The sequence below is a fragment of the Bradyrhizobium sp. SZCCHNS3052 genome (genome assembly GCF_032484495.1).
In the GTDB taxonomy this organism is placed as follows: Bacteria; Pseudomonadota; Alphaproteobacteria; order Rhizobiales; family Xanthobacteraceae; genus Bradyrhizobium.
Genome location: NZ_JAUETB010000014.1, coordinates 148,919 through 172,855 on the forward strand (window position 1 = coordinate 148,919; position 23,937 = coordinate 172,855).

Here is a 23,937-nt window from a genome sequence, read left to right on the forward strand (position 1 = left end):
CAAAAATGGTGTATCGGCGGCAGTTGCGATCTATGAAGGATGCGCAACCGAATCCCCCTCTGAATCCAAGGCTTGGCGTGTCCGCCGCTCAACGCAGACGCATATCGACGCTGGTGATGGGCCGCTTTGCGCGCAGCCTGATGTCCAACGTCAGCGGTGTATCGGTATCCGTGTCCGGGTTGTGGCCCGGTCGCGCCGACCGACTCATCATTGCGCCGCATGACCTGCGCACGTCGGACGCGACGCGGGCGGCCGAGATCTACGCCGGCCGCTTCGTCTTCGCCGGCAAGATCGTGACCTGCCATGGCCGCTCGATCTTCGACCTGGAGCCGCCGTCCGAGGACTGGGAGGTGGCCCTGCTCGGCTTCGGCTGGCTGCGACATCTGCGCGCAGCCGACACCGCGCTGACCCGCGCCAATGCCCGTGCTCTGGTCGACGACTGGATCACCAACCAGATCGGCCGCCATCCGCTGAGCCGGCGCGCCGACGTGCTGGCGCGGCGGGTGATCTCGCTGCTGTCGCAGGCGCCGCTGGTGCTGGCCGATTCCGACGGCAAGTTCTACCGCCGCTATCTGCGCGGGCTGACCCGCGAGATCCGCTATCTGCGCTATTCGACGATCGACATCCCGGATGGCGCGCCGCGGCTGCAGGTGCTGATCGCACTGTGTTACGCCGCGCTGTGCCTCGCCAACCAGGCCAAGCACATCCGCAGCGCGACCCGGAAACTCTCCGACGAATTGCAGCGGCAGATCCTGCCCGATGGCGGCCACGTCTCGCGCAATCCCGGCGCGCTGATCGAATTGCTGATCGACCTGCTGCCGCTGCGGCAGACGTTTGCGGCCCGCAACATCGCCCCGCCGCCGGCGCTGCTTAACGCCATCGACCGCATGATGCCGATGCTGCGCTTCTTCCGCCACGGCGACGGCAACATGGCGCTGTTCAATGGCATGGGCGGCACCCCGTCCGACCTGCTGGCGACCCTGCTCGCCTACGACGACACCCACGGCACGCCGATGGCGAGCATGCCGCATTCCGGTTTCCAGCGGCTCGATGCCGGACCGATGACGGTGATCGTCGACACCGGTCCGCCGCCGCCACCGCATCTGAGCCATGAGGCCCATGCCGGCTGCCTCGCCTTCGAGATGTCCTCCGGACCGTGCCGCATCGTGATCAATTGCGGCATGCCGTCGACCGGCCGCGATAATTGGCGCGCCTTCGCGCGCAGCACGGTGGCGCATTCGACGCTGACCTACCACAACACCTCGTCCTGCACCTTCGTCGAGATGTCGGCGATGAAGCGCCTGCTGCACGGCGCGCCGATCGTATCGGGTCCGACGCGGGTCGAGAACTTCCGCGAGATCGTGCCCGACGGCACCGTGCTGTCGACCTCGCACAACGGCTACGCGGCGAAATTCGGCCTGATCCATCGTCGCGTGCTGGTGGCGGCCGAGGACGGCTCGCGGCTCGACGGCGAGGACACCGTGACGCCGGCGCAGGGCGCGCGGCTTCGCGGCGGCGGATCGGACTACGCGCTGCGCTTCCACCTGCACCCGGCCGTCAAGGCCAGCCGGCTCAGCGACGGCCGCGGCGCCATGCTGGTGCTGCCCAATCGCGAGGTCTGGACGTTCGAGACGTTCGACGATCGCGTCGACCTCGAGGACAGCGTGTTTCTCGCCGGCAATGACGGTCCGCGCCGCACCACGCAACTGGTGATCCGGCAGGACGCGCAGCAGGCCCCGTCGATCCGCTGGAGCTTCGTCCGCTCGTCGGCGTCCCCGACCGAGACCAACGGGCGCCGCAACGGGCGGAGAGAGCCTGAGCTGCCGCTGTAACACCCTGGCTCTCGCTTCTCATCTCACATCACCGTCCGTCGAGACGTCCGCCTTCGGCGGGCCCTCGGAACGCGGCCGACGTTCGGGCGGCTCATCGTGCGACGTGCGGCGTTCGATCGCCCACCCGTTGTCGCGGGCGGCAAAAGCTGATATGAGGCCCGCTCTCGTGCGACTGGCGACTTTGGATGGAGCACCATCGGGGAGCGCGGGATTTGACGCCGTGCGCCTGGGCATTTTGAACTCCTGCACAAGGACTCTGCCCATGACCAATCAGCTTCGTCGCGTTCACCGTGCCCTGCTTTCCGTATCCGACAAGACCGGCCTGGTCGACTTCGCCCGCTCGCTCGCCGCGCGCGGCATCGAGCTGGTCTCGACCGGCGGCACCGCCAAGGCGATTGCCGATGCCGGCCTCAAGGTGAAGGACGTCTCCGACCTCACCGGCTTTCCCGAGATGATGGACGGCCGCGTCAAGACGCTGCATCCGAAGGTGCATGGCGGATTGCTCGCGATCCGCGGCAATGATGAGCATGCCGAGGCGATGAAGACCCACGGCATCGCGCCGATCGATCTGCTCGTCGTCAATCTCTACCCGTTCGAGGCCACGGTCGAACGCGGCGCCCCGTTCAACGACTGCATCGAGAACATCGACATCGGCGGCCCGGCGATGATCCGCGCGGCGTCGAAGAACCACGAGGACGTCGCCGTCGTCGTCGACGTCAACGACTATCACGCCGTGCTGGACGACCTGGCGCGGCATGAGGGTTCGACCACGCTGCTGCTGCGCCGCCGGCTTGCCGCCAAGGCCTATGCGCGCACCGCCGCCTATGATGCCGCGATCTCCAACTGGTTCGCCGCCACCATCCAGAACGACGCGCCCGATTACCGCGCCTTCGGTGGCAAGCTGATCCAGTCGCTGCGCTATGGCGAGAACCCGCACCAGCACGCAGCGTTCTACGCGCTGCCCGGCCGCCGTCCCGGCGTCGCCACCGCTCGCCAGCTGCAAGGCAAGGAGCTGTCCTACAACAACATCAACGACACCGACGCGGCCTATGAGTGCATCGCCGAGTTCGACCCGGCGCGCACCGCCGCCTGTGTCATCGTCAAGCACGCCAATCCCTGCGGTGTCGCCGAAGGGCCCGATCTCGTCACCGCCTACCAGAAGGCGCTGGCCTGTGACTCGACCTCGGCGTTCGGCGGGATCATCGCGATGAACCGCAAGCTCGATGCCGCCACGGCGCACGCGATCACCGGCATCTTCACCGAGGTGATCATCGCGCCCGACGCGACCGAGGAGGCGATCGCGGTGATCGCAGCGCGCAAGAACCTGCGGCTGCTGCTCGCCGGCGCCCTGCCCGATCCGCGCGAAGCCGGCCTCACCGCCAAGACCGTGGCCGGCGGCCTGCTGGTGCAGAGCCGCGACAATGCTGTCGTCGATGACATGGAGCTGAAGGTGGTGACCAAGCGCGCCCCCACCGAAGCCGAGTTGCGCGACCTGCGCTTCGCCTTCCGCGTCGCCAAGCATGTCAAGTCGAACACCATCGTCTACGCCAAGGAGTCGGCGACAGTCGGCATCGGCGCGGGACAGATGAGCCGGGTCGATTCGGCGCGCATCGCCGCGCGCAAGGCGCTGGATGCGGCCAGCGCGCTCAAGCTCGCCGAGCCGCTGACCAAGGGATCGGTGGTCGCCTCCGACGCGTTCTTCCCGTTCGCCGACGGCATGCTCGCCTGCATCGAGGCCGGCGCCACCGCCGTGATCCAGCCGGGCGGATCGGTGCGCGACGACGAGGTCATCAAGGCCGCCGACGAGCACGGCATCGCTATGGTCCTCACCGGCATCCGGCACTTCCGGCACTGATTGCGCCCACAATCTCCGCCGTCATTCCGGGATGCGCCGCAAGGCCAGGCCCGGAATCCATAACCGCGATCGTGAGTATGGATTCCGGGCTCGCCCTGCGGGCGCCCCGGAATGACGGCGGAGCAAGTTTCAGGCGCCCTGCCCCGCACGACCACCTGAATTCACCCGCGCCAGCAACAGCAATCCCGTCGCAAAGAACAGCACCAGCACGGCCATGCCCGCCTTCTGGCTCGCGGTGGCCGCGGTGATGATGCCGATCAGCAATGGCCCGATGAACGACGTCACCTTGCCGGTGAGCGCGAACAGGCCGAAATATTGCGCGACGCGCTCCTTGGGCACCATGCGGATCAGCAGCGAGCGCGAGGCCGCCTGCAGCGGCGCGCCGCAGGCGCCGATGACGCAGCCGAGCAAGAGATAGGCGCGCTCCGGCAGCGAGGCGAACAGCGGGCCGCCCGGCACGGCCGGCGTAACCGAAATGAACAGAACCGAATCACGGCTCACCATGAGGATCGCGATGATCGCGAGCAGCAGCAGCGTCATGCTGCCGGCGATCACGCGCTTCGGCCCGAGAAAGTCATCCAGCTTGCCGCCGATCCAGCCGCCGAACGTGCCGGCGGCGGCGAGGATGATGCCGAAGGTGCCGATCTGGATCGTGTTCCAGCCGAACGTGCCGGCGGCATAGATGCCGCCGAAAGCGAACAGCGACACCAGCCCATCGGTGTAGATCATGTTGGCGAGGAGAAACAGCGCAACGTCGCGCTGCTGCGGCAGGCTGCGCAGCGTCTGCTTCAGTTGACCAAGCCCCTCGCCCACGGCCGCGCCCAGCCGGTGCCGCGCCGGAAAGTCCGGTGTGAACAGGAACATCGGCAATACGAACACGATGAACCAGAGCCCGGTGAGCGGACCGGAGATGCGGTCGCCTTCATGGCTCACGGGATCGAGCCCGAACAGCGGCTTGAATCCAAACAGCGTGCGGCCGCTGTCGGGATTGGCGGCGAGAAAGCCGAGCACGATGACGAGCGAGAGGATGCCGCCGACATAGCCGGTGGCCCATCCGGTGCCGGACAGCCGGCCGATGCGTTCCGGCGGCACCAGCGTCGGCATCATCGCGTTGTTGAACACGGTGGCGAACTCAACCCCGATGGTGGCGATCACATAGGCCGCGAGCAGCGGCGGGATCAGCTCGGGCGCGCCGGGACGCCCGATCCACATCAGCGAGGCGCCGATCACCAGCATCGCGCCGAACGCCGCGATCCACGGCTTGCGGCGCCCGGTGGCATCGGCGATGGCGCCGAACACCGGTGACAGCAGCGCGATGACGATGCCGGCCGCGGCGGTCGCAAAGCCCCACAGCGCCTGGCCGCTCGCCGCGTCCGGCGCGACATGCGCCGCGAAATAGGGCGCGAAGACGAAGGTCGTGATCAGCGTGAAATAGGGCTGCGCCGCCCAATCGAACAAGATCCAGCTGACGACGGCCGCGCGCCCGGGATAGATTCGGCCGTCGGCAGGGCCAGAGGTCTCGATCGTGATGACGGCCATTCGAAAATCCTCTGCAATCACCGCGTCGCATCTCGCGACGATCACGGCGTTGCGTTTTACGCCGGCGACGCGGCCCTATAACATCTGACGATCCCAGGCGGATGTCAGCAACGGCAGAATTGCGATGACCACGTTCACGATTGATCGACGACGGCTCCTTGCGGGTTTCATGCTGTTGCTGGCCGGCTGCCTGCCCGCGCGGGCGCTGGATTCGCAAACCTTCGATATCCCGCAGCCACCCGGTATCACCGCGCCGGCGCAGCCGCCCGCACATGGCATGGTGGTGGCGCAGGAGCGGATCGCGGCCGAAGTCGGCCAGCGCATCCTTGCGCTGGGCGGCAACGCGGTCGATGCCGCCGTTGCCACCGGCTTTGCGATGGCCGTGACCTATCCCGTTGCCGGCAACATCGGCGGCGGCGGCTTCATGGTCATCCACATCGCCAAGACCAACGAGGACGTGGCAATCGACTATCGCGAGACCGGTCCCGCCGCGATCACGCGCGACATCTTCCTCGGCGCCGATGGCAAGCCCGACAACGTCAAGTCGCGCGATTCGGCGCTGTCGATCGGCGTCCCCGGATCGGTGGCAGGTCTCGCGCTGGCGCTGGAGAAATACGGCTCGGGCAAGTTCACGCTGGCGCAGGTGCTGCATCCGGCGATCGTGCTGGCGCGCGACGGCATCCCCGTCGCCGACGACGTTGCCGTCACCCTGCCGATGATGGCGCCGCGGCTGGCAAAATGGAAATCATCGGCCGCGATCTTCATCCGTCCCGATGGCACGGTGCTGAGGGAAGGAGACCGGCTGATCCAGCGCGATCTGGCGGCGACGCTCACCGCCATTGCCGAGCAGGGCCCGCGCGGATTTTATGAAGGGCCGGTCGCCGACCAGCTCGCCAAGGCGATCCAGGATGCCGGCGGCATCATGACAGCGGACGATCTCAAGGCCTACCAGCCGGTGCTGCGCACGCCGGTGCGCGGCACCTATCGCGGCTATGACATCGTGTCGATGCCGCTGCCGTCCTCGGGCGGCACCGTGCTGGTCGAGATGCTGAACATCCTCGAGGGCTTTCCGCTCGCTGAGCTGAAGCAGGGCTCGCCCGCCTCGCTGCATCTGCTGATCGAGGCGATGAAGCGCGCCTATGCCGACCGCGCGCGCTATCTCGGCGACCCCGCCTTCGTCGACGCGCCGGTGCGCGCGATGCTGTCGAAGGACTATGCCGCGCGCCAGCGCGCCGGGATCGATCCCGCGCACGCCACCAGCGCCGGCGACGTGCTCAACACCACGCCGCTGCGGGAGGGCAGCAACACCACGCATTTTTCGGTCGTCGACAATGACGGAAATGCCGTCAGCAACACCTACACGCTGAACTTCCCCTATGGCGTCGGCCTCGTCGCCGAGGGCACCGGCGTGCTGCTCAACAACGAGCTCGACGATTTCACCGCCGCGCCCGGCGCCTCGAATGCCTTCGGCCTGGTCGGCTTCGAGGCCAATCTGCCAGGCCCCGGCAAGCGGCCGCTGTCGTCGATGTCGCCGACCATCGTGCTGAAGGACGGCAAGCCCGTGCTCGTCACCGGCTCGCCGGGCGGCAGCCGCATCATCTCGACCGTGCTGCAGGTGATCGTCAACGTGCTCGACTATCGGATGGACGTCCGCCAGGCCGTCACCGCGCCTCGCCTGCATCACCAATGGATGCCCGACGAGGTCCGAATCGAGAAGGGTTTTGCCGAGGACGTGCTCGCCGGTCTGCGCGCCCGAGGTCACAAGCTCGAGGAGCCGATGGGACGGACCTCGGCCAACTCCATCCTGGTGACGTCGGATGGATTCGTCGGCGCGCCGGATCCGCGCAGCAAGGGCGCCACCGCAGCCGGGCGCTGAGGCGCCGGTTCCCAGGCGATGCCGGACATCGCGGCCCCGGATGACGATTTGCCGCCGCCCGGCGGGGCCCTGCACCCGCTTCCCTCCGTTGGCGTGGTGACCGAGGCGCGTTAGAAGCATATCAGGGCGCAGCGAGGCTCGCCCGCGAGACGGTGTCGGACGTTCTGGTGCATTTGCGAAGATTCGTGGTCGGTCTGCTGGTGTTTGCGGCCCTGCTGGTGGCGGGGTGGCTCACCTATCGGCCTGACCGGGCGCTGCGCGTCGCGACCAGCGCGGTCGCCGAGATGATCTGCGCCAAGACCTACGTCTCCGGCTTCGATCCGCAAACGGTGTTTGCGGAGACCATGGAACGGCCCGGTCTGCGCCGGCTGCGGGCCGTGATGCGCTACCGGGTGGAGCCGGACATGCGCACGGTGGAGGCGTCGCTGCTCGGCCTGCACGCCACCCGGGCCACGTATCATGACGGTCTCGGTTGCGTGACGCTCCAGGGCCAGAAGCCGCCTTACGTGCCTCACACCGACGTCGCTGCGCTGCGTGCCGCGGCGCCCGCTCCCGCGTTGCCCGACTTGGCGGAAGGCGCTGCAGTGGAGCCCAGCGATCCCGCGCTGAAGGCGGCGCTCGATCACGCCTTCGAGGAGCCGGCCAACCCGCCGTTCCGCCGCACCAAGGCGGTCGTCGTCGTCAAGGACGGTCGCCTGATCGCGGAGCGCTATGCGCCGAACATCGGCGTCGATACGCCGCTCCTGGGCTTCTCGATGACCAAGACGGTCACCAATGCGCTGCTGGGCATCCTCACCCGGCAGGGCAGACTGAGCCCGTCGGTCCCGGCGCCGGTCGCGGAATGGCGCGAAGCCGGAGATCCGCGCCACGACATCACCATCGAGCAGCTGATGCGCATGACATCAGGCCTGGCGCTGGACGAGACCAATTCCGGCTTCGACCCGTCGAGCCAGATGGACATCCACCGCGACATGGCGGCGTTCGCGGTGCATGCGCCGCTGATCGCGCCGCCCGGCCAGCGCTGGGCCTATTCGAGCGCGAGCACCCAGATCCTGGCACGCATCATCCGCGATGCCGCCGGCGGTCCCGAGCAGGCGATCGAACTCGCGTGGCGCGAGCTGTTCCATCCGCTCGGCATGCGCAGCGCGACGCTGCAGTTCGACGGCACCGGCACGCTGCAAGGTTACGGCAACATGCTGGCGAGCGCGCGCGACTGGGCGAAGCTGGGGCTGCTCTATCTCGGTGACGGCGTCGCCGGGGACAAGCGCATCCTGCCCGAGGGCTGGGTGGCGATGTCGGCGGCCGCGACGCTGGACACCGACTATGGCGCGGGACTGTGGACGAACCGCAGCCAGCATTTTCACGCGCTGGGACGGGCGCGCGCCGGCATCCCGGCGGACGCGTTCTTCGCCTTCGGCCTGCTCGGCCAGCGGCTCGTGATCATGCCGAGCCAGCGCATGGTGGTGGTCCGGCTCGGCGATTCCGTGGATCCGGACGGCGACATCAAAGGCGTCGCCCGGCTGGTGCGCGAGGTGATTGCGGCGACCGCGGCGCCGGCGACGGCCGCCAAATAGCGCTCAGCGGCCGACCTCGTAGGGCCCGCCCTTCTCCAGCGCGATCTTGTAGGCCGGCCGTGCCTCGATGCGGGCGAGGAAATCCATCGCCCGCGGATGGCCCTGCTCCAGGCCGCCGCGCGATGCCGCCGCCTGCAGCGGGAAGCTCATCTGGATGTCGGCCGCGGTGAACGAATCGCCCGCAAACCACTCGCTCTTCTGCAGCTCGCTTTCCCAGAACGCCATGTGCTGCTTCAACTGCGGATTGACCAGCGTGCTCAAGGCCTGGTTCGACACCTTGCGCACGATCGGACGGAGCAGCGCCGGCGCGCGCTTCGGCATGATGTTGAACAGCAGCTTCAGCAGCAGCAGCGGCATCGCCGAGCCCTCAGCGTAGTGCAGCCAGTACGAATAGCGCAGCCGCTCCGGCGTCTTCGGCGGCGGGATCAGCCGTCCCTCGCCATAGGTCTCGATCAGATATTCGACGATCGCGCCGGACTCCGCGACCGTGTTGCCGTCGTCGGTGATGACGGGCGACTTGCCGAGCGGATGGATGGCGCGCAGCTCCTTGGGCGCGCGCATGTCCGGCTGGCGCTCGTAGCGAATGATCTCGTAGGGCACGCCGAGCTCCTCGAGCAGCCAGAGCACGCGTTGCGAGCGGGAATTGTTGAGGTGGTGAACGGTCAGCATGGGGTTCCCAGGGACGGATCGAGTGGCGGGCGCCGTTCCGTAGCAGGACAGGATGGGTTCGGCGAGGCGTCCTCGGCACTGGAGGCGGCCACAATAATTATCCGGGTAATATTGACTTTAATTTCACCCGGGTCTTATTAGGCGCATCACAGGGACCAAGCCATGGACACTTTCACCGCGTTTGCCGGCCAGAACCGGGTCGCCGCCGGGCCGCTGCCCAAGGTGGCGCTGGTGCTGAAACACGCCGCGCCGAACACCGAGCCGATCGTGATCTTCAACGACCGCACCGGGCAGCCGATCGACATCGATCTGCGCGGCAGCGACCGGGAGATCCTGGCGCGCCTGCCGGTCGACGCCGGCGCGGTCGCAGACCAGCCGCCGAGCGGGCCGCGCGGCCGCGGCCGGCCGAAGCTCGGGGTCGTGGCCCGCGAGGTCACCTTGCTGCCGCAGCACTGGGACTGGCTGAACGCGCAGCCGGGCGGCGCCTCGGTGGCACTGCGCAAGCTGGTCCACGACGCCCGCCGCGCCAGCGGCGACACCGATCGCGCCCGCGAGGCGCGTGACGCGGCCTATCACTTCATGTCGGGGATCGGCAGCAACCTGCCGCAATTCGAGGAGGCCTCCCGAGCGCTGTTCGCCGGCGATCTCGGCCGCTTCGCCGCGCTGATCGCGGACTGGCCGGCCGACATCCGCGACCATGCGGTGGCGCTCGCAAATCGCCACAGGGCCGATTGAGATCGGCTGATTTCAACAGCCAGCGAGAGCGGCCGTTCGCGGCCGCTCTCATTCCAATTCCTCGCAACGCGACCGTGCTCCGAATGAAGAGCGGTCGACGGAGAACCATGCCGTGTCGCCGCCAACCGCCTCGCTGCGCAAGCCGTTCCTGATGTTCGTCGTTCCGATGATGCTGAGCAACACGCTGCAATCCCTGTTCGGCACCATCAACAATGTCTATCTCGGCCAGATGATCGGCGTCGATGCGCTCGCCGCGGTCTCGGTGTTCTTCCCGGCGATGTTCTTCTTCGTCTCCTTCGTCATGGGCCTCGGCTCGGGCGCCGGCGTTCTGATCGGACAGGCCTGGGGCGCCGGCGAGCCCGCCAAGGTGAAGCAGGTCGCCGGCACGACGCTGACCATTGCGCTGCTGCTCGGCGGCCTGATCGCGGTGCTCGGCGGCCTGTTCAGCCGCGAATTGCTGACCGCGCTCGCCACGCCCGCCAACATCCTCGATGCCGCCGCGGGCTATGCCCGCATCATGATGATCACGATGCCGCTGACCTTCGCCTACATCCTGCTGTCGTCGCAGATGCGCGGCGTCGGCGACACCGTGACGCCGCTGGCCTCGCTCGCCGCATCGACGACGCTCGGACTGGTGCTCACCCCGGTCTTCATCCGCGGCTGGCTCGGCGCGCCCGTCCTCGGCGTCGCCAGCGCCGCCTGGGCGTCGGCGATCTCGACCCTGACCACGCTGGCCTGGCTCCACGTTCATCTGCGCCGGCGCAAGCATCCGCTGGCGATCGATGCGGCCTTCCTGCAGGGCATGCTGCCTGATCCGAAGCTGCTGCGGGCGGTGCTGCGGCTCGGCATCCCCGCCGCGATCGGCATGATCGTGATGTCCTTGGCCGAGATGGTGCTGATCGGCCTCGTCAACGGCTTCGGCTCGGACGCGACGGCGGCCTATGGCGCGGTCAACCAGGTGCTGGGCTATGTGCAGTTTCCGGCGCTGTCGATCGCGATCTCGGTCTCGATCTTCGGCGCCCAGGCGATCGGCCGCGGGCAGGCCGAGCAGATCGGCGACATCGTGCGGACGGGCATCGAGATGAACGTGGTGCTGACCGGCGGCCTGGTCGCGATCGGCTATCTGTTCTCACGGGTGCTGATGGGTTTCTTCATCACCGACCCTGCCGTCATCGAGGTGGCGCAGCATTCGCTGCATATCGTGCTGTGGAGCTCCGTGCTGTTCGGCATGTCCATCACGTTCTCGTCGGCGATGCGCGCCTCCGGGACGGTGTGGATGCCGCTGGCGATCTCGGCGTTTGCGATCGCCGCGATCGAGGTGCCCGCCGCCACCTGGCTCAGCCGCAGCATCGGGCTCGACGGCGTCTGGCTCGCCTATCCCATCACGTTCGCCGCGATGATGCTGCTGCAGATGAGCTATTATCTCCTGGTATGGCGCAAGCGGACGGTGCGCCGGATGATCTGACGCACCACCGGCGTCTTCCGGCCGCTGGAATATGATGACCGTCATAAAACCCTGGACGGGGCTGCTGCGCTGGACCACAATGCGAAAAACCGAGGAGACCGCCCATGAGCCGTCCAGCGCCAGAATTCATGTTCGACTTCGGCAGTCCCAACGCCTATCTGAGCCACGAGGCGATCCCGGCGATCGTGAAGCGGATCGGCGTCCAGTTCTACTATGTCCCGGTGCTGCTCGGCGGCATCTTCAAGGCGACCAACAACAAGTCGCCCGCCGAGTCGCTCGCCGGCATCAAGAACAAGCGTGAGTTCCACGAGGTCGAGACGCAGCGCTTCCTCAAGCGCTACCACGTGCAGCCCTGGGTCTGGAATCCGTACTTCCCGGTGAATACGCTGAACTTGATGCGCGCGGCCATCGCCGCCCAGCTCGAGGGCGTGTTCGAGGCCTATGTCGACGCGGCGTTCCACCACATGTGGCGCGAGCCGAAGAAGATGGACGATCCCGAGATCGCGATCGCCGCGATCACATCGTCCGGGCTCGACGGGGCCAGGCTGTTCGCCCGCGCCCAGGAGCCCGAGGTCAAGGCGAAGCTCGTGGAGAACACCCAGCGCGCCGTCGAGCGCGGCGCATTCGGTTCGCCGACCTTTTTCGTCGGCAACGAGATGTTCTTCGGCAAGGAACAGCTGCGCGACGTCGAGGACTACATCCTAGGCAGGTAATCGCCGTCATCGCGAGCGAAGCGATCCAGAGCCACGACGAAGGACTGGATGGCTTCGTCGCTTCGCTCCTCGCAATGACGCCTCGGGAGAACGGAGACCAAGCATGCAGCAGCGCAACGCCACCGTCGCGGTCGTCGGGGCCGGCGACTACATCGGCGCCGAGATCGTCAAGAAGTTCGCGTCCGAAGGCTTCACGGTGTTCGCCGGCCGCCGCAATGGCGACAAGCTCGCGCCGCTGGTCGCGGAGGTCGAGAGCGCCGGCGGGCGGATCGTGGCGCGCGCGCTCGATGCCCGCAAGGAGGACGAGACCACCGCCTTCCTCAACGACGCCGACAAGCATGCGCCGCTGGAGGTCGTGATCTTCAATGTCGGCGCCAACGTCAATTTCCCGATCCTGGAGACCACCGACCGCGTGTTCCGCAAGGTCTGGGAGATGGCGTGCTGGGCCGGCTTCGTCACCGGCCGCGAGGCCGCCCGGCTGATGCTGCCGCGCGGCGGCGGCAAGATCTTCTTCACCGGCGCGACCGCGTCGCTGCGCGGCGGCGCCGGCTTCGCGGCCTTCGCCTCCGCCAAGTTCGGCCTGCGCGCGGTGGCGCAGGCGATGGCGCGCGAACTGATGCCGCAGAACATCCATGTCGCTCATCTGATCATCGATTCCGGCGTCGACACCGCCTGGGTGCGCGAGCGCCGCGCCCAGCTCTGGGGCGAGGAGGCGCTGGACAATCCGGACCTGCTGATGCCGCCGTCCTCGGTTGCCGGCGCCTATTGGCAGGTCTACCAGCAGCCGAAGAGCGCCTGGACCTTCGAAATGGAGATCCGGCCGTTTGGCGAGAAGTGGTAGAGGCGAATAGCGAATAGGGAGTAGCGAATAGGGAATGGAGCCTATTCCCATTCGCTACTCGCCATTCGCCACTCGCTTCTGCATGATGCGGCCCGCTCACGGAGGATCCACCCATGCGTATTCTCGTCGTCGGCGCCGGCGCCATCGGCGGCTATTTCGGCGGCCGGCTGCTGCAGTCCGGAGCCGATGTCACGTTCCTGGTCCGCCCGCGGCGCGCGGCTGAACTCGCCAGCGCCGGCCTCGTGATCCGCAGTCCGACCGGTGACGTCACGTTGCCCAATCCGCGGACGGTGCAGGCGGATGGTTTGAAGCAGCACTTCGACGTCGTCCTGCTGAGCTGCAAGGCCTTCGATCTCGACGACGCGATCGGCTCGTTTGCACCGGCGGTGGGACCTGACACCGCGATCATTCCGATGCTCAACGGCATGAAGCACCTCGACGTGCTCGACGCCAGGTTCGGGCGCGCGCGCGTGCTCGGCGGGCTCTGCGCCATCGCCGCGACATTGAACGAGCAGCGCGAGGTGGTGCAGCTGCAGCCGATGCAGTCGCTGAGCTTCGGCGAGCGCGACGGCGGATCGTCGGAGCGCGTCCGCGCGATCTTCGAGATCTTCCAGCGCGGCAATTTCAATGCGTCGGCCAGCGAGAACATCATGCAGGACATGTGGGAGAAGTGGGTGTTCCTGTCCTCGCTCGCCGCGTCGACCACCTTGATGCGCGGGCCGGTCGGCGTGATCCTGACCGCGCCGGGCGGCAAGGATTTCCTGCTCGGCATGCTCGACGAATGCAGCGCCACCGCTGCGGCCGCCGGCTACCCTCCGGCTGGCGCCTTCTTCCAGCGTGTCTCCGGCATGCTCACGGCGGAGGGATCACCGATGACCGCCTCGATGTTCCGCGATCTCCGCGCCGGCCTGCCGGTCGAGGCCGATCACGTCATCGGCGATCTCGTCGCCCGCGCCGATGCCGCCAAGGTCCCGGTGCCACGGCTGCGCATCGCCTATACCCAGCTCAAGGTCTATGAGGCACAGCGGGACAAGTAGCTCTTGGTGTCGCCTCGGTGTTCGCCGAACCGTTGGTCAGGCACGATGGCGCCACAGACTCCGATGTCGTCCCGGCCTCGCGCCGGGACCCATAGCCACCGTCCGTAGTGAAGCAGGCCAGTCTCACCGACGTCCCTCGATAGCTTCCGCGGTATGGGTCCCGGCACGAGGCCGGGACGACAATTGTGATCTGGGCGACGTCCCAGCTACAGGTGCGCCAGATAATGCGCGAGCGCGGTGATCTCCTCGTCGCTCAGCGGATAGGCAACATCCGTCATCGCCGCCTGGCTGCCGCCGACGCGCTGGCCGCTCTTGTAGTCGTGCAGCGCCTTGACGAGATATTCCTCGCGCTGGCCGGCGAGCCGCGCCACGCCCTTGGTGCCGGCATAGCTGTCGAGATGGCACGAGGCGCAGCGGCGGCCGGCGGCGGCTTGCGCGCCTTTGGCCGACAGATCCGGATCATTGTCGGGCGGCGCCTTGGCCGGCTGCAGCGAGGCGAAATAGGCGCCGAGATTACGGATATCCTCGTTGGTGAGCTGATCGACGATCGGCTTCATCGCCTCGTTCTTGCGTGTGCCGGCGCGGAAGAACACGAGCTGCCACTGGATGAACTGATCCTGCTGGCCGGCGAGCGAAGGAATGTTCTCGGTCTGCGAGATGCCGTTCTCGCCGTGACAGCCGGCGCAGAGCTCGGCCTTGGCCTTGCCCGCCTCGAGATCGGCCGCGGAGGCCGGACGCGCCGCAAGCACGAGCAAGAGCGTCAGCGCGGCCGCTGCTGCCTGGCACATTCTGGAGGTCCCTGGAGTCATCGCGGGGGTTCTCGCTCCCATCATTGCTATGGCGCGCGGACCGGCCTTCGGTCGATGAGCGGTACCTCGCCCCCGGTCAACGCGCGACTGTCAAAATAGCTGGGGCTGCGGCCGCCGTAAGGCAGCGCGCAGCCCCGCTTTCACGACGAGCTCATTTCTTCTCGTAGCTGATGCGATAGATCGCGCCGGCCCAGTCGTCCGCCACCAGGATCGAGCCATCCTTGGCGAGGATGATGTCGTCGGGGCGGCCGAGATAGCCCTGGTCGCCTTCGAGCCAGCCGGAGGCGAACACCTCCTGCTTGGCGTCCTTGCCGTCGGGACCGACGATGACGCGCATGATCCGCGCACCCTGGTACTTGTGCCGGTTCCAGGAGCCGTGCTCGGCGATCAGGATGTTGTTCTTGTACTCCGCCGGGAACTGGTCACCGGTGTAGAACTTCATGCCGAGCGGCGCCACGTGCGCACCGAGGTTCAGCACCGGCGGCGTGAACTCCGAGCACTTGTGACCCATCGCGAATTTCGGATCCGGCATGTCACCCTGATGGCAATAGGGATAGCCGAAATGCTCGCCGATCTTCGAGATCATGTTGAGCTTGTCGCTCGGCAGTTCATCGCTGACCCAGTCGCGCGCGTTCTCGGTGAACCAGTAGCGGCCGGTGCGCGGATCGACGTCGCCGCCGACGCTGTTGCGGACGCCGAGCGCCCAGATCTCGGCATTGCCGGTGCGTGGATCGACGCGGCGGATCTGCGACACCGATGTCGGCGGAATGCCGATGTTGAAGGGCGGGCCGAAGGGAATATAGAACCAGCCCTCCTTGTCGACCGCGATGTATTTCCAGCCATGCGCCGCATAGGACGGCATGTCGTCATAGACGACCTTGCCCTGGCCGAGATTGTCGAGATTGGCCTCGGCATTCTCGTATTTGATCAGCTTGTCGACGGCGATGACGTAGAGATTGCCGTCCTGGAAGGCAAGGCCGGTCGGCATGTTCAAGCCCTTGAGGACCGTCTTGACCTCGCGCTTGCCGCCCTTGTCGCTGATCGCATAGACGTTGCCGAGTCCGAACGAGCCGACGAACAGCGTGCCCTTGTCGCCCCACGCCATCTGCCGCGCGGCGAGCACGCCCGACGCCCAGACTTCCATCTTGAAGCCGTCGGGCAGCTTCACTTGCTTGACGATCTTCGCAAGCTCGGCATCGGAGGCGCCGGTCGGCGGGCCCGATGGCGGCGCCAGCCCCTTCTGCGCCTCGGTCTCGTCACCGAGGAACCAGTCGTCCGGCGGATGCGTCCAGAACTCCTTGGTGCCTGATTCGTATTTCTTCAGGCCCTTGCCCTGATCGGATTGCTGCTGCGCGCCGGCGATGCTGGTGCCGGCGAGAAGACTGATTGTTGCAAGCGCAAGAATGCTTCGGTGAAAAGCCGATGTCATCGCTTCACTCCCATGAGGCAGCTCATGTGGCTGCGTCTACTATTCGGAACGTATCTGAAGACGTCCTTTGGCCGACCACACCAGTGGTCCTGCGCGAAAATGGTAGCACATCCTGAGCGGGTGAGAAGCGGATTGCTGCCAGGTTCGCGCGAGGCTCAAGAGATGCCGTTCCACTCATCTCATACTGGATGCGCATGCCCATGCTCACGCCTGCGCCGCATCGGCGATTGTCCGCCACGCGGCACGGGCCTGCCGCCATGCGCTGTATTCATATGCTCCGATCGGCCCGACGATTGGCGCGCGCTTGAACACCCGATAGGATCGGAACAACCGGCTGCGACCGTTCACCGCGCGGCAATGAGATCAAGTCGACAGGATCGATGAATGTCCGAGCGTTTCCCTGTGTCCACGCCGAAGGCCGGTGCCGGCGTTCTCGAGCTGCTGCGACGGTTTGCAGCCGATCCGACAGCGGCCACCGCCTATGGCGAAGATTGCCTGAAGAAGACGCAGGCAATCGAACCGCGGCTGAAAGCATTCGAATATCTGCCGCGGGATGTCGCTCCAAAGACCGGCCCGCTCGGTGGAATTCCCGTCGCCATCAAGGATATCATCGCCACCTCGGACATGCCGACCACCAACGGCTCGCAGATCTACCGCGATCACGTGCCGGATGCGGACGCCTGGGTGGTCGAGCGACTGCGCAATCTCGGCGCAACCATCTTCGGCAAGACGGTCTCCACCGAATTCGCCTGGCGTCATCCAGGTCCGACCGTCAATCCATGGAACCCCGAGCACACGCCGGGCGGCTCATCGTCCGGATCGGCCGCGGCCGTTGCGGCCGGCCTGGTCCCGCTGGCGCTGGGCACGCAGACACTCGGCTCGGTGATCCGACCGGCGGCCTTCAACGGCGTCGTCGGCTTCAAGCCGAGCTTCGGCGCGATTCCACGCGTCGGCGTGCATCCCCTCAGCCCGTCGCTCGACCATGTCGGCTTCTTCGCCCGCCGCGTCGACGACGTGGCCTTGGCCCTCTCTCTGCTGGCCGGCACCAGCGCCGATGATCGCCACGGCCGGCCGCTGCCGGGCTTCACCGTCGACATCGACCACGGCCCCACGACGCTCCGCACGCCACGGCTTGCGGTGGTGCGCTTCGCCAAATGGGAGCGCGCCGAGGCCGAGCAGAAGGCGGTGTTCGAATCGGTCGTCGACAAGCTGCGCAGCGCCGGCGCGACGATCGACGAGATCGAACTGAGAGAGCTCGACGCGGTGAACTGGGATGCGATCACCACGATCATGCTCAGCGAGGCGACCACGATCTTCTCCGATCTGATCGCGCGCTATCCCGACCGGGTCAGCGAGGTCATGAAGGGCCACGTCGAGAGCGGGCGAAGCAAGACGGCCATGGAATATCTCGCCGCGAAGGCGGCCCAAGCCCTCAGGCAGAAGGCGCTCGCCGCTGAGCTCGACGGCTTCGACGCAGTGCTCACCTTGCCAGCCTTCGGCGAAGCGCCGCGCGGCCTGGATTGGACCGGGGACGCCGAATATTGCGCCCCTTGGACCTTCGTCGGAGCGCCGGCCATCTCCTTGCCGGCCGGGTTCGGCAACAACGGCCTGCCACTGGGCGTGCAGATCGCCGGCCCCTATCGCAACGACCTCCACGTGCTCCGCGTCGCGAAATGGGCCGAAGCGGTGCTGGCGTTCGATCCCGGCGTGCCGCTCCTGGCGCGCTAATCGCCGCCACGACCCCCGAGCAAGGATGCCGCCGCGCCACGAGGGCCTCCTCCGACAAGCCCAGTGGCGGGTTTGCGGCCAGCGCTGTAAAACGGTCACATGACAATCACAGACATCGCGAGCAGAACCTATAATCACGGTTGGCGCCTCGACCCGATCGTGCGCAGCCTGCTCGACACCGACTTTTACAAGCTGTTGATGCTGCAGATGATTCGGGAGTTCTACCCGAGTCAGCAGGTGACCTTCTCGGTCATCAACCGGACCCGGCGGGTGCGGCTCGGCGACGTCATCGACGAGGGCGAATTGCGCGCCCAGCTCGACCACGCCCGCACCATCCGCTTCGCCAAGAAGGAGCTGATCTGGCTGGCCGGCAACACCTTCTACGGCAAGACCCACATGTTCTCGCCGGAGTTCATCGCCTGGCTCGCCAATTTCCGCCTGCCCGAATACGAGCTGCGCAAGTCCGACGGCCAGTACGAGCTGCATTTCCACGGGCCCTGGACCCACACCACGATGTGGGAGATCCCGGCGCTCGCGATCGTCAACGAGCTGCGCTCGCGCCAGGCCATGAAGGGCCAGGGCCGGTTCGCGCTCGACGTGCTGTTCGCCCGCGCCAAGGCCAAGCTGTGGGCCAAGGTGGAGCGGCTGCGCAAGCTCGAGGGGCTGCGGCTGTCGGATTTCGGCACCCGCCGCCGCCACGGCTTCCTGTGGCAGCGCTGGTGCGTCGAGGCCGTCAAGGAAGGTCTCGGCCCGTCGTTCACCGGCACCTCCAACGTGCTGCTGGCGATGGACAACGACCTCGAGGCTATCGGCACCAACGCCCACGAGCTGCCGATGGTGGCAGCGGCGCTCGCCAAGGACGATGACGAGCTGCGCTTCGCGCCCTATCGCATTCTCGACCAGTGGCGGCAGACCTACGCAGGCAACCTGCTGATCGCGCTGCCCGACGCATTCGGCACCAAGGCCTTCCTGCGCGACGCACCCGACTGGGTCGCCGACTGGACCGGCTTCCGTCCCGACAGCGCGCCACCGATCCAGGCCGGCGAGGAGATCATCGCCTGGTGGAAATCGAAGGGGCGCGATCCCAAGCAGAAGCTGCTCGTGTTCTCCGACGCGATGGACGTCGAATCGATCGAGCAGATCCATCATCGGTTCTCCGACCAGGTGCGGCTGTCGTTCGGCTGGGGCACCAACCTGACCAACGATTTCGTCGGCTGCTCGCCGGACGGCTCGGTCGACCTCGATCCGATCTCGCTGGTCTGCAAGGTGACGTCGGCAGACGGGCACCCCGCCGTGAAGCTGTCCGACAACCCGGAGAAGGCGACCGGCGATCCCGCCGAGATCGCCCGTTATCTCCGCGTGTTCGGCGATGCCGGCCGGGTGCGCACGCCGGTGGTCGTCTAGGCCGCCGACAGCCCACGGCAATTTCTCTTTCCTGCCACGATTCTTGTTCCCGCTTTGTTCGAAACGCGGTAAAATCGTCGCACGAGCAGATCGGGTGACAGGAGATCGTTGGCATGCGTCGGGTGATCGGCCGAGTTGGACAGCTGCTGTCTGCAACCATCCTTGTCGTCGGCGCGATCCTGATCTCGACCGGGCCCGCTGCCGCCGACAAGCGGGTGGCGCTGGTGATCGGCAACGCCATCCACGAGCACGCACCGCTGCTGGACGAGCCGGCGGCGGATGCCCGGCTGATCGCCGACAGCCTGTCGCGACTCGGCTTCACCCTGAGCGGCGGTGCCGCGCAGATCGACCTCGACAGGCGAAGTTTCGATCGCGCGCTTGCCGAGTTCAAGGGCCGGATCGCCGACGCCGACGTCGCGCTCATCTATTATGCCGGCTATGGGCTCAACCTGGGCGGCGCCGATTATCTCGTCCCGGTCGACGCGGCGCCGGCGACAGCTGCGGATCTCAAGACCGAGCTGCGCGACCTGACTGCGATTTTGCGCGAGCTGGGCGGATCGGGCCCCCGGCAGAACGTGATCATTCTCGACGCCTTCCGCTCCAATCCGTTCGCCGGGCGCGGCATCGCCGGTCTTGCCGCCGGCCTCGTCCCGGTCGACGTTTCCGCACGGACCGTGATCTCCTTTGCCGCACAGGCCGGGACGGCGGGACAGCGCGGCCCGGACGGTCACGGCGTGTTCGCCGCCGCCCTTGCAGAGGCGCTGCAGCAGCCAGGCCAACGCCTGATCGAGACCTTCAACCAGACCAATGCGGCGGTGGAGCGTGCCACGGGCGGAGCGCAGCAGCCGCTCGTGATGTTCACGTCGATCGACGGCGGCGCTCAACTGAGCGCCGCTGCGGCGAAGCCAGCGCAGCCCGCTGGCCCCGCCGCCGCCCGGAGCAGCGCTCCCGTTTCGAGCCCGACCGCATCGTCCGACGCGGCAGATGCGCGGACGCCCGGACTTGCCGTGCTGTATGATGAGGATCTCTCCGACCCCAAGGGTAAGCGCTATTCCGGCTCGGTCACCTGGCGGACGGAGACGGTCAAGAACGCACAATCGGGACGGCCCACGCCGGTGATCCGTGGCGAGATCGACATTCCCGAGCGCAAACTGAAGGTCAGCCTGCAGTTGCGCCGCAACGACGATCCCAGCCTGCCGGCCAGCCATGTCGCCGAGCTCACATTCAGGCCCGCTGCCGATTTCGTCGGTGGCGGCATCAGCAGCGTCCCAGGAATGCTGATGAAGGCGGATGAGAATTCGCGCGGGACGCCGCTTGCCGGGCTTTCCGTCAAGATCACCGAAGATTCGTTCCTGGTGGGCTTGTCCAACGTCGAGGCCGATCGCGCGCGCAACGAGGAGCTGCTCGCACGGCGCGAATGGTTCGACATCCCGGTCGTCTATGCGAACCAGCGCCGCGGCATCCTCGCAATCGGCAAAGGTCCCAGTGGAGATCGGGTATTCGCCGACGCGCTCGCGGCCTGGGACAAATCCCCGCCGACGAAATGATGAGGCATAAGGCGAGAGGGGAACGGAGCGGAATTTTTGGAGCGGGCGAAGGGGTTCGAACCCTCGACCCCGACCTTGGCAAGGTCGTGCTCTACCACTGAGCTACACCCGCATCCGTGACGCCTTGGCGGCGTGGCCGCCAGCGACGGGCAGACCTATGCCAAATGCCGCGGACGAATGCAACAGGTCTGCGACAGGTTTCGTACGCCGGCGACGTTCAAATTTTAGCGGCCGGGACCGGCCGAACCGGGCTGAGACCTGCCCATCACCGGACCGCGATGGGCGCTGATTGAAATTTCCAGCTGGACCGCCACTTAAAGTGAAAGAAAACGTGTATTGAGGCGCGGCGGCGGCCGGTTCCCGGTCGCCGTTCATCGGAATTTTTCGGACGAGGGACCCCGTGACCATTGTTGAGCAGGGCGGCGGACCGGCGCCGCAGGTGCCGGATCTGATCAAGGACACCACGACGCAGAGCTTCGTGAAGGACGTCATCGAGGAATCGAAGCGGCAGCCGGTCCTCATCGACTTCTGGGCGCCGTGGTGCGGACCGTGCAAGCAGCTGACGCCCATCCTGGAAAAAGCCGTCAAGGACGCCAAGGGCAAGGTCAAGCTGGTCAAGATGAACATCGACGAGCATCCGGCCATCCCTGGCCAGATGGGCATCCAGTCGATTCCGGCTGTGATCGCGTTCGTCGGCGGACGGCCCGCCGATGGGTTCATGGGTGCCGTGCCCGAGAGCCAGGTCGCCGCCTTCATCGAAAAGATCACCAAGGGCGTTCCCGGCGTCGGCGAGCCCGACATCGCCGAAATCCTCAAGGAAGCCGAAGCGGTTCTCGCTGAAGGCGATGCGGCCGGCGCGGCCGAGATCTATGCCGAGGTGCTCGCGATCGATGCCGCCAACATCCCCGCGATCGCCGGGCTTGCGAAGTGCCAGGTCGAGCTCGGCGCGATCGACGAGGCCAAGCAGACGCTTGCGATGGTCCCGGACGCCAAGCGTAGCGATTCCGCGGTCTCCGCCGTGCAGGCCGCGATCGATCTGGCAGAGCAGGCCCAGTCGCTCGGGCCGGTCGGCGAACTCGAACAGAAGGTCGCCGCCAATCCGCTCGACCACCAGGCGCGTTTTGACCTGGCGACCGCACTGAACGCCGCGGGCAAGCGGAAGGAAGCCACCGACCAGTTGCTCGAGATCGTGAAGCGTGACCGCAAATGGAACGAAGACGGCGCGCGCAAGCAGCTCGTGCAGTTCTTCGAAGCCTGGGGCGGCGCCGACGAGGCCACCATCGAGGGCCGCAAGCGGCTGTCGACGATCCTGTTTTCGTAACCCGGCTGGACGGGACGCGCGCTCGTTCCAGCGGACACGAGGTATCGCATGCCGATCAATGCCGAATATCGCGGTCCCGCCGAGCTGCCGGAGATCGTTCCGGTGTTTCCGTTGGCGGGAGCCTTGCTGCTGCCGCGCGGCCAAATGCCGCTCAACATCTTCGAGCCGCGTTATCTCGCGATGGTCGACGATGCGCTTCGTGACGGCCATCGGCTCATCGGTATGATCCAGCCCGACGTCACGCACTCCTCCAGCGAGGAGCGCCCGGTGCTATTCAAGGTCGGCTGCGTCGGCCGGATCACGCAGCTCGCCGAGTCCGGCGATGGCCGCTACATCCTTGAGCTCACCGGCGTGTCCCGCTTCAAGGTGGTCGAGGAAATGACGGTGCTCACGCCCTATCGGCAGTGCAAGGTCGATTATTTCCCGTTCGTCGATGATTTCACGGCGCGCAAGGGTGAAGACGCGGTGGACCGAGAAGCGCTGCTCGCGGTTCTCACCGACTTCCTCAAGGCGAACAATCTCAAGGTCGACTGGGCCGGCATCGAAGCGGCGCCGAACGAAGCGCTCGTGAACGCGCTGGCGATGATGTCGCCCTATGGTCCGGCGGAGAAGCAGGCGATGCTCGAGGCGCCGGACCTGAAGACCCGCGCCGAAATCCTCATCGCCGTGACCGAGATGGATCTCGCCAAGAAGCGGACCTCGGGCGATCCGCCGCTGCAATGATCACTCGGCGGGAGCCGCGCGCGGCGCTGGCGGGGCCGCCGTCAGGCGCATCAGTGCGATGGTGGTGACGATCACCCCGATGTAGACTGCGAGCTGCATCGCGGTAGGCTGATCCGTATAGCCGATCAGAGCCTTGAGCGTCCGCCCGGCGACGCCACGCTCGGGCAGAACCGCGCTCGAATCCCACACCACATGGTCGAACGTTGTCAGCCAGTTGGCGCGGGCGAGAAAGAACACCGCCTGCGCGGCCATTCCCGCCGACAGCAGGGTGATCAGCACGGTGGTGGTCTTGAACAGCGCGCGCGGCGGGATGCGCATCAGGCCGAGATAGGTCGCGAGACAGACGGCAACGCCGAGCAGCAGGCCAAGGACGCCGCCACCGAGCAGCGCCCGCCCGCTGCCGTCGCCGGAGGCCGCCACCCCATAGAGAAACAGCGCGACCTCGCTGCCCTCGCGCAACACGGCGATGGCGATCACGGTCGCCAGCGCGACCAGCGGCTTGGCGCCGTCTGCCACCGCTTGGCCCATCGTCCGCAGCTCAGTGCTCATCTCGCGGCCGTGCCGGGCCATCCAGACATTGTGCCAGGTCAGCATGATCACGGCAGCCGACAGGATCCCCGCATTGAACAATTCCTGCCCCATGCCTTCAAATAGCTGCGTCAACGTTCCCGCGAACGCCGCGACGATGCATGCGCCGACCAGGCCGGCAAACAGCCCCGCGCCGATCCAGCGCAGGCGATGCGGAACCGCGCTGGTGACGGCAAGCACGATACCGACGATCAGGCCGGCTTCGAACACTTCGCGGAAGACGATGATCAGGGCGGCGAGCATGGGATCTGG

At 66.8% G+C, this 23,937-nt stretch carries 19 protein-coding genes, 1 tRNA gene and 1 riboswitch; of the genes, 14 read left to right on the forward strand and 6 right to left on the reverse strand.

The features are described from left to right. Window positions 1-116 precede the first annotated feature (116 nt). Together QX073_RS30225 and purH are read left to right on the forward strand one after the other, a co-directional pair. Complete coding sequence (locus tag QX073_RS30225) at window positions 117-1,832, forward strand: heparinase II/III family protein (RefSeq protein WP_315750590.1); 1,716 nt, start codon at window positions 117-119, stop codon at window positions 1,830-1,832. A 158-nt stretch (window positions 1,833-1,990) separates the two neighbouring features. Then, window positions 1,991-2,071: riboswitch (ZMP/ZTP riboswitch) on the forward strand. Between the two features lie 23 nt (window positions 2,072-2,094). After that, a complete protein-coding gene (purH, locus tag QX073_RS30230) occupies window positions 2,095-3,687 on the forward strand; it encodes a bifunctional phosphoribosylaminoimidazolecarboxamide formyltransferase/IMP cyclohydrolase (RefSeq protein WP_316226832.1) in 1,593 nt (530 codons plus the stop codon). Between the two features lie 129 nt (window positions 3,688-3,816). Here the strand turns inward: purH and QX073_RS30235 are convergent, their stop codons facing one another. After that, window positions 3,817-5,226, reverse strand: coding sequence for an MFS transporter (locus QX073_RS30235; RefSeq protein WP_316226833.1), 1,410 nt, complete (start codon window positions 5,224-5,226; stop codon window positions 3,817-3,819). 124 nt (window positions 5,227-5,350) lie between these two features. Here QX073_RS30235 and ggt point away from each other — a divergent pair, with 124 nt between their 5' ends. Together ggt and QX073_RS30245 are read left to right on the forward strand one after the other, a co-directional pair. Next, window positions 5,351-7,102 (forward strand): gamma-glutamyltransferase, encoded by a 1,752-nt coding sequence (ggt, locus tag QX073_RS30240; protein ID WP_410052401.1) that lies wholly within the window; start codon window positions 5,351-5,353, stop codon window positions 7,100-7,102. A gap of 167 nt (window positions 7,103-7,269) precedes the next feature. Beyond that, window positions 7,270-8,676: a serine hydrolase gene (locus tag QX073_RS30245; RefSeq protein ID WP_316226834.1), complete on the forward strand. Its 1,407-nt coding sequence runs from the start codon at window positions 7,270-7,272 to the stop codon at window positions 8,674-8,676. A gap of 3 nt (window positions 8,677-8,679) precedes the next feature. Here QX073_RS30245 and QX073_RS30250 read toward each other — a convergent pair whose 3' ends face one another. After that, a complete protein-coding gene (locus tag QX073_RS30250; protein WP_315715866.1) occupies window positions 8,680-9,345 on the reverse strand; it encodes a glutathione S-transferase in 666 nt (221 codons plus the stop codon). Between the two features lie 162 nt (window positions 9,346-9,507). On the opposite strand from QX073_RS30250, the gene QX073_RS30255 reads away from it, so the two are divergent. The 5 genes from QX073_RS30255 to panE all read left to right on the forward strand — a co-directional run bounded on the left by QX073_RS30255 (window position 9,508) and on the right by panE (window position 14,136). Continuing rightward, window positions 9,508-10,080: a DUF2239 family protein gene (locus QX073_RS30255; protein ID WP_316193733.1), complete on the forward strand. Its 573-nt coding sequence runs from the start codon at window positions 9,508-9,510 to the stop codon at window positions 10,078-10,080. Between the two features lie 151 nt (window positions 10,081-10,231). Then, entirely contained in the window at window positions 10,232-11,545 is a 1,314-nt protein-coding gene (locus tag QX073_RS30260; RefSeq protein WP_315716177.1) for an MATE family efflux transporter, read from the forward strand. 104 nt (window positions 11,546-11,649) lie between these two features. Continuing rightward, the gene (locus QX073_RS30265; protein WP_315715864.1) at window positions 11,650-12,258 is read left to right on the forward strand and encodes a 2-hydroxychromene-2-carboxylate isomerase; all 609 of its coding nucleotides are present in this window, start codon (window positions 11,650-11,652) and stop codon (window positions 12,256-12,258) included. A gap of 103 nt (window positions 12,259-12,361) precedes the next feature. Beyond that, the gene (locus QX073_RS30270) at window positions 12,362-13,099 is read left to right on the forward strand and encodes an SDR family NAD(P)-dependent oxidoreductase (RefSeq protein ID WP_316226835.1); all 738 of its coding nucleotides are present in this window, start codon (window positions 12,362-12,364) and stop codon (window positions 13,097-13,099) included. A gap of 113 nt (window positions 13,100-13,212) precedes the next feature. Further along, window positions 13,213-14,136, forward strand: a complete 924-nt coding sequence (panE, locus tag QX073_RS30275; RefSeq protein ID WP_315715862.1) for a 2-dehydropantoate 2-reductase — start codon at window positions 13,213-13,215, stop codon at window positions 14,134-14,136. Window positions 14,137-14,342: 206 nt separating this feature from the next. On the opposite strand, the gene QX073_RS30280 is transcribed toward panE, so the two are convergent. Together QX073_RS30280 and QX073_RS30285 are read right to left on the reverse strand one after the other, a co-directional pair. Next, a complete protein-coding gene (locus QX073_RS30280; RefSeq protein ID WP_315715861.1) occupies window positions 14,343-14,924 on the reverse strand; it encodes a c-type cytochrome in 582 nt (193 codons plus the stop codon). A 172-nt stretch (window positions 14,925-15,096) separates the two neighbouring features. Next, entirely contained in the window at window positions 15,097-16,374 is a 1,278-nt protein-coding gene (locus QX073_RS30285; RefSeq protein ID WP_315715860.1) for a PQQ-dependent sugar dehydrogenase, read from the reverse strand. A gap of 384 nt (window positions 16,375-16,758) precedes the next feature. Here QX073_RS30285 and QX073_RS30290 point away from each other — a divergent pair, with 384 nt between their 5' ends. The 3 genes from QX073_RS30290 to QX073_RS30300 all read left to right on the forward strand — a co-directional run bounded on the left by QX073_RS30290 (window position 16,759) and on the right by QX073_RS30300 (window position 21,053). After that, a complete protein-coding gene (locus QX073_RS30290; RefSeq protein ID WP_315715859.1) occupies window positions 16,759-18,102 on the forward strand; it encodes an amidase in 1,344 nt (447 codons plus the stop codon). A gap of 99 nt (window positions 18,103-18,201) precedes the next feature. Beyond that, window positions 18,202-19,506 carry a nicotinate phosphoribosyltransferase gene (pncB, locus tag QX073_RS30295; protein ID WP_315715858.1) on the forward strand — a complete coding sequence of 435 codons (1,305 nt, stop codon included), beginning with the start codon at window positions 18,202-18,204 and terminating at the stop codon, window positions 19,504-19,506. Window positions 19,507-19,619: 113 nt separating this feature from the next. Continuing rightward, the gene (locus QX073_RS30300; RefSeq protein ID WP_316226836.1) at window positions 19,620-21,053 is read left to right on the forward strand and encodes a caspase domain-containing protein; all 1,434 of its coding nucleotides are present in this window, start codon (window positions 19,620-19,622) and stop codon (window positions 21,051-21,053) included. 37 nt (window positions 21,054-21,090) lie between these two features. On the opposite strand, the gene QX073_RS30305 is transcribed toward QX073_RS30300, so the two are convergent. Further along, window positions 21,091-21,165, reverse strand: a tRNA-Gly gene (locus QX073_RS30305). Between the two features lie 288 nt (window positions 21,166-21,453). Between QX073_RS30305 and trxA the strand changes: the two genes are divergently transcribed. After that, window positions 21,454-22,374, forward strand: a complete 921-nt coding sequence (gene trxA / locus QX073_RS30310) for a thioredoxin (RefSeq protein WP_316226837.1) — start codon at window positions 21,454-21,456, stop codon at window positions 22,372-22,374. A 48-nt stretch (window positions 22,375-22,422) separates the two neighbouring features. Next, entirely contained in the window at window positions 22,423-23,097 is a 675-nt protein-coding gene (locus tag QX073_RS30315) for an LON peptidase substrate-binding domain-containing protein (RefSeq protein ID WP_315715855.1), read from the forward strand. Here the strand turns inward: QX073_RS30315 and QX073_RS30320 are convergent, their stop codons facing one another. After that, window positions 23,098-23,928, reverse strand: coding sequence for an FTR1 family protein (locus QX073_RS30320; RefSeq protein WP_315750577.1), 831 nt, complete (start codon window positions 23,926-23,928; stop codon window positions 23,098-23,100). It abuts the gene before it with no gap. Window positions 23,929-23,937: the final 9 nt, after the last annotated feature.

What these genes read in the sequence shown, in the direction of transcription:
- QX073_RS30225 (WP_315750590.1), top strand. Translation starts at nt 117, where the DNA reads ATGGGCCGCTTTGCGCGCAGCCTGATGTCCAACGTCAGCGGTGTATCG.
- purH (WP_316226832.1), top strand. Translation starts at nt 2,095, where the DNA reads ATGACCAATCAGCTTCGTCGCGTTCACCGTGCCCTGCTTTCCGTATCC.
- QX073_RS30235 (WP_316226833.1), bottom strand. Translation starts at nt 5,226, where the DNA reads ATGGCCGTCATCACGATCGAGACCTCTGGCCCTGCCGACGGCCGAATC.
- ggt (WP_410052401.1), top strand. Translation starts at nt 5,351, where the DNA reads ATGACCACGTTCACGATTGATCGACGACGGCTCCTTGCGGGTTTCATG.
- QX073_RS30250 (WP_315715866.1), bottom strand. Translation starts at nt 9,345, where the DNA reads ATGCTGACCGTTCACCACCTCAACAATTCCCGCTCGCAACGCGTGCTC.
- QX073_RS30255 (WP_316193733.1), top strand. Translation starts at nt 9,508, where the DNA reads ATGGACACTTTCACCGCGTTTGCCGGCCAGAACCGGGTCGCCGCCGGG.
- QX073_RS30260 (WP_315716177.1), top strand. Translation starts at nt 10,232, where the DNA reads ATGTTCGTCGTTCCGATGATGCTGAGCAACACGCTGCAATCCCTGTTC.
- QX073_RS30265 (WP_315715864.1), top strand. Translation starts at nt 11,650, where the DNA reads ATGAGCCGTCCAGCGCCAGAATTCATGTTCGACTTCGGCAGTCCCAAC.
- QX073_RS30270 (WP_316226835.1), top strand. Translation starts at nt 12,362, where the DNA reads ATGCAGCAGCGCAACGCCACCGTCGCGGTCGTCGGGGCCGGCGACTAC.
- panE (WP_315715862.1), top strand. Translation starts at nt 13,213, where the DNA reads ATGCGTATTCTCGTCGTCGGCGCCGGCGCCATCGGCGGCTATTTCGGC.
- QX073_RS30280 (WP_315715861.1), bottom strand. Translation starts at nt 14,924, where the DNA reads ATGTGCCAGGCAGCAGCGGCCGCGCTGACGCTCTTGCTCGTGCTTGCG.
- QX073_RS30285 (WP_315715860.1), bottom strand. Translation starts at nt 16,374, where the DNA reads ATGACATCGGCTTTTCACCGAAGCATTCTTGCGCTTGCAACAATCAGT.
- QX073_RS30290 (WP_315715859.1), top strand. Translation starts at nt 16,759, where the DNA reads ATGTCCGAGCGTTTCCCTGTGTCCACGCCGAAGGCCGGTGCCGGCGTT.
- pncB (WP_315715858.1), top strand. Translation starts at nt 18,202, where the DNA reads ATGACAATCACAGACATCGCGAGCAGAACCTATAATCACGGTTGGCGC.
- QX073_RS30300 (WP_316226836.1), top strand. Translation starts at nt 19,620, where the DNA reads ATGCGTCGGGTGATCGGCCGAGTTGGACAGCTGCTGTCTGCAACCATC.
- QX073_RS30315 (WP_315715855.1), top strand. Translation starts at nt 22,423, where the DNA reads ATGCCGATCAATGCCGAATATCGCGGTCCCGCCGAGCTGCCGGAGATC.
- QX073_RS30320 (WP_315750577.1), bottom strand. Translation starts at nt 23,928, where the DNA reads ATGCTCGCCGCCCTGATCATCGTCTTCCGCGAAGTGTTCGAAGCCGGC.